Consider the following 4,892-nt stretch of genomic DNA (forward strand, 5'->3'; position numbering starts at 1 on the left):
GGTCGGCGCGCAGCGCGCGGGCCCTCGTGCGCGCCCACACCGCGCTCGGGGAGCCGGTCCAGGCGTGGGCGGCGCGCGCGCTGCTGGCGCGAGCGCTCCTGCGCCGCGGCCGCTGAGCCCCTCGCGACCGACCAGCGCACGACCGACCGACGCACGACGACCAGGACACGACCGACCCGCGGAGCCACGTCGCCCGGGTCGACACCACGGAGGACGGCCATGGACGCCACGACCACGACCGCGCCCGACGACGGGGGCGCCCCCGCGCGCCCGGCCGCCCGCACGAGGACGGCCGTCCTCGTCGCGGCCTTCGACTCCCAGCTCAAGTGGGTGGGGCGCGTGCAGGAGGCCCTCGAGGCGCGCGGCATCGCGTGCCGCACGATCGTCCCCTCGGACGTGCGGCACGCGATCTCCCCGGCGCAGCAGGCCGAGTACGCCCACTCCTCGGCGGTGCTCGAGGAAGCGCCCTGGGACGAGGTCGTGGCCGCCTCCCTCGACGCCGACGTCGTCGCCCTCGCCCTGTCCGGGCCCTTCGTGGAGCGCTTCACGCAGGACCTCGTCTCCCGCGGGGGCGACCGGCTGCCGGTGGTCGTCTGCGGCTGGGTCGGCGTCATCATCGAGAAGCTCGTGGCCGGGTACCTCGACCGCGCCGCCGCCGACGTGATCGCCGTCAACAGCGGTGAGGACCTCGAGCGCTTCCGCCGCACCGCGGCGGCCCTCGGCCTCGACGACAGCAACCTCCTGCTCAGCGGCCTCCCCCTGCTCGGGTCGGCCGCGGCCCCGCGGCGCACCACCGGCGCGCCCCGGACGGTCCTCTTCGCCGACCAGCCGACCGTCCCCGAGCGCCGGGCCGAGCGGCTCTACGTCTACGACCGGCTCGTGCGCTACGCCGTGCGTCACCCGGACCGCCAGGTGCGCCTCAAGCCCCGGCACCGCCCGGGCGAGGACACGTTCCACCGCATGGCCCACCACCCCGAGCGGCTGCTCGCGGGGCGCGACCTCCCGCCGAACTTCCACGTCGACTACACGCCGATCAGCGCCCAGCTCGACGAGGTCGACCTCCTCCTGACGGTGTCGTCGACGGCGGCCCTCGAGTCGGTCGGCGCCGGCGTGACGACGGCGCTCGTCAGCGACCTCGGGGTGCGCGAGCAGCTGGGGAACCAGGTCTTCGTCAGCTCGGGCCTGCTGCGGACCTTCGACGACCTGGAGGCCGACGACCTGCCCGAGCCCGACCGGGCCTGGCTCGACGGGTACTTCTTCGGCGAGCCGGGCACCACACCGGCCGAGCGCGTCGCCCGCCGGGTCGAGGAGCTGCTCGAGCACCCGGAGCGGCGGGTGCTCCCCTCGGTCGCCTCGTCGTCGTACTTCGCCGCCCGCAGCGCCTACCTCACCGCCACGGCCGCGCTGGCCGGCGCGCCGGGCGCCCGCCGCGGCCCCGGACGCTGGCGGGCCGTCCGCGCGCTCAAGACGCGGGCCTACCGGTGGGCGCCGGGCACGGCGCAGCGGGCGGAGGACGCCCTGGCGCGGGTGCTGCGGTGACGGGCCGTTCTCTGGCCGAGCGCCCGCCGGCGCCGGAGCGGGACGCCGTGGAGCCGGACGGGTCGGGGCGGCGCGCGGTGCGCCGCGGCCTGCGCCCGGAGGTCCAGGCGCTGCGCGCGCTCGCCGTCGGGCTCGTGGTCGTCTACCACCTCAACCCGTCCCTGCTGCCCGGCGGCTTCGTCGGGGTCGACGTCTTCTTCGTCATCTCGGGCTTCCTCATCACCGGCCACCTCATGCGCGAGGTCTCGCGCACCGGCCGGGTGCGCCTGCGGGACTTCTGGGCCGCCCGGGCGCGGCGCATCCTGCCCGCCGCGCTCGTCGTCACGGTCGTCGTCGTGCTCGCCTCGCTGCTCGTGCTGCCCTCCACCCGGTGGGCCGACGTCGGCGTGCAGGCCGTCGCCTCCACGCTGTACGCCCAGAACTGGGTCCTCGCGCAGCAGTCGGTGGACTACCTGGCCCAGGACGCCGCCGCGACGCCGCTGCAGCACTTCTGGTCCCTGGCGGTCGAGGAGCAGTTCTACGTCCTGTGGCCCCTCCTGGTCGTCGCGGCGGTCGTCGTGGCGACGCGACGCGGGCTGCCGCTGCGCGCCGTCGCCGCCGCGGCCATGAGCCTCGTCGTGGTCGCCTCCTTCGCCACGTCGGTGCTCTGGACGGCCACCGGCTCGCCGGCCGCCTACTTCGTCACGCCCACCCGCGTGTGGGAGCTCGCCGTCGGCGGCCTGCTGGCCGTGGCCCTCGGCGACCGCTCCCCCCGCGGTCGGGTCTTCTCCGGGCTCCTCGCCTGGGCGGGCCTCGCCGCGATCGGCGTCTCCGCCGTGGTCCTGGACGGCAGCGACTTCCCGGGCTCGGTGGCCCTGGCTCCGGTGCTGGGGGCAGCCGCCGTCATCGCCGCCGGGCGCACCGCCGGCGCCTGGACGCCGACCCCGCTGGTCGACCTGCGCCCCGTCCAGCGCCTGGGCGACGTCTCCTACTCGCTGTACCTGTGGCACTGGCCCCTCATCCTCCTCGTGCCCGCGGCCCTCGACCTGCCCCCCAGCCGCCCCCTGGCCCTCGGCCTGGCCGCCGCCTCCGTCGTCGCGGCGCTGGCCTCCTACCGCTTCGTCGAGCAGCCGCTGCGCACCTGGTCCTGGCCCCGCCGGCGGGCGCGCCGCTCGCTGCTGCCGGCGCTGGCGGCCATGACCGCCGTCTGCCTGCTCGCCCTAGTGCCGCTGCGCGCCCAGGACGCGGCCGTGGCCGCCCGCTCCCAGACCCTCGACGCGCTCCTCGCCCCCGACACGCCGCTGGGCGCCGAGGTCGTCCCCGCCGACGGCCTCGCGCCCTTCCCCACCGGCGTCACCGGCTTCGTCCCCGACCCCGCCACCGAGGACGAGGCGACGCCCCGCAAGGGCTGCCGCTCGCTCGCCGAGTGGCGGGAGACGAAGCCCTGCACCTTCGGCAGCACGGATCCCGGCGCACCGGTCGTGGCCCTCGTCGGGGACTCCCACGCCGCCCACTGGTTCCCGGCGGTCGAGCCGCTCGCCCGCGAGCGCGGGTGGCGCCTCGTGACGTACCTGCACAACAGCTGCCCCTTCAACGCCGAGCAGCGCGAGCGGGACGTGCGCGGCGGGGCGTGCGCGGAGGCGAACGCCGGGACGCTCGAGGAGCTCACCGGCGGCGACGTCGACCTCGTCATCACCTCCGCCTGGCGCGGGTCGGACTACGTCGACACCGGCACCGGCGAGGCGCCGGGCGTCGCGGGCTTCGCCGAGCAGTGGCGGGCGCTCCTGGACGCCGGCGTCGGCGTGGTCGTGGTCGAGGACACCCCCGAGCCCGGCCAGGGGGCCGAGGTCGTCGACTGCCTCGCCGAGCACTACGAGGACCCCGCCGCCTGCGCCACGGCCCGCGACGAGGCCCTGCGGAACGCCGACCCGCTCCTGCGCGCCGCCGAGCTCGTCCCGGACGTCACGGTCCTGCGCGTCCTCGACCGCTTCTGCGACGACGAGACGTGCCCGGCCGTGGTCGGCAACCTGCGCGTGCCCCGCGACCAGAACCACGTGACGACCGACTACGCCGCCTCGCTCCTCGACGTCTTCGAGGCCCAGGTCCCCCGCCTCTGACGGACGGCCGCCAGGGCGCCCAGGGCGCTCCGGCGGAGCGCCCGGTGCACCGCGGGGGGCAGGAGGACCTCGAGGGCGGCCAGGACGGCCGTGCCCCGCGGCGCGACCGCCAGGGGCACCGGAGGTCGCGCCCGTCGGTCGGCACCGGGGAGCCGCGACCAGAGGTCCGGCTGCCCCCGGTGGAAGTAGTTGTCCTCGAGCCAGTCCGCGCGCGGCGACAGGAAGCGACCGGCCCGGAGGTCGTCCAGCGTGCCCAGCACCCCGCTGCCGCGGAAGACCTCGTTGAACTGCTCGGGCCCGACGCCGAAGTCCTCGAGCACGAGCACCGGCACGCCGGCGGCGACGGCCTCGAGGGAGGCGGTGGAGCCGACGGTGACGAGGCCGGCCGCGCCGCGCAGGTGCTCGCCGAGCGGACCCGCCGCGACCCGCACGCGTCCGTCTCCCCCCGCGCCCGGCGCGAGGCGGCGGTAGTCCGTCCGGTCCCGGTGCGTCTGCTCGTCGAGGCGCTCACCGCGGACCTTGACGACGACGTCCAGCTCGGGCCGGGCCGCCGCGAGGTCGGCGAGCGCCGCGAGGACCGACGCCCGCTCCGCGTCGGTCCTCGGCGCCAGGGCCTGCGGCGCGTAGAGGACCGCTCGCCTCCCGGGGCCCCCGGGCGGCGGCCCGAGCGCCTCGGGCGCTCCCTCCGGGAGCTGCGGCAGGAAGGGCAGGCGCTGCAGCAGCGCCGTCGTCCGCGCCCCCGCCGGCTCGAGCAGGGCGAGGGCGTCCCGCTGCTCGCGCCGCGAGTGGACGACGAGGACGTCCGCGCGCCGGCGGTGGTGCAGGGCCAGCGCGCTCGTCGGGACGGCGATGCCCGGCAGCCCGCTGAGCACGATCGGCCGCTCGGCGCGGCCGCCCGGCACGCACGCGCGGGCCACGAGGTCGACGAGCGGCCCGACGAGGGCGAGGACGACGACGTCGGGCGCGAGCTCGCGGACGCGGCGGCGGAGGCGGGCGGCGCTCACGACCGGCGGCTGCCGCCCCTCCCACCGCGTGCCCGCGAGGGCGGAGCGGACCTGGACGGCCGAGGGCAGCAGCGGCGTGCGCAGCAGGACCAGCTCAGCGGGGCCCGGGGCGGAGGTCGCCAGGGCCGCGCCCCACTTGAGGTAGCTGTCGGTGTCCGCGACGACGAGGACCCGCGGCGTCGTCCCCGGCCGGCCGGCCGTCGCGCCGACGGCCCCGCCCGCCCGCACCCGCACCGGCTCGCCCGCGCGTGCG

Annotated in this window: 3 protein-coding genes; 2 read left to right on the top strand and 1 reads right to left on the bottom strand. The window is 77.8% G+C overall.

The window, feature by feature from the left end; all coding sequences use genetic code 11:
* Positions 1-219: 219 nt before the first annotated feature.
* Together HLB09_RS12875 and HLB09_RS12880 are read left to right on the top strand one after the other, a co-directional pair.
* Positions 220-1,539 (top strand): DUF6716 putative glycosyltransferase, encoded by a 1,320-nt coding sequence (locus HLB09_RS12875; RefSeq protein ID WP_171203754.1) that lies wholly within the window; start codon positions 220-222, stop codon positions 1,537-1,539.
* Positions 1,536-3,635: an acyltransferase family protein gene (locus HLB09_RS12880; RefSeq protein WP_171203755.1), complete on the top strand. Its 2,100-nt coding sequence runs from the start codon at positions 1,536-1,538 to the stop codon at positions 3,633-3,635. The genes HLB09_RS12875 and HLB09_RS12880 overlap by 4 nt, the downstream gene beginning before the upstream one ends.
* Here the strand turns inward: HLB09_RS12880 and HLB09_RS12885 are convergent.
* Positions 3,584-4,892, bottom strand: a 1,309-nt coding sequence (locus HLB09_RS12885; protein WP_171203756.1) for a DUF6716 putative glycosyltransferase, incomplete at its 5' end; no start/stop codon positions are given. The genes HLB09_RS12880 and HLB09_RS12885 overlap by 52 nt on opposite strands.

The organism is Pseudokineococcus marinus, assembly GCF_013004605.1.
GTDB classification, from domain to species: domain Bacteria; phylum Actinomycetota; class Actinomycetes; order Actinomycetales; family Quadrisphaeraceae; genus Pseudokineococcus; species Pseudokineococcus marinus.

Coding starts and splice junctions, on each gene's coding strand:
- HLB09_RS12875 (WP_171203754.1), top strand. CDS start 220: ATGGACGCCACGACCACGACCGCGCCCGACGACGGGGGCGCCCCCGCG.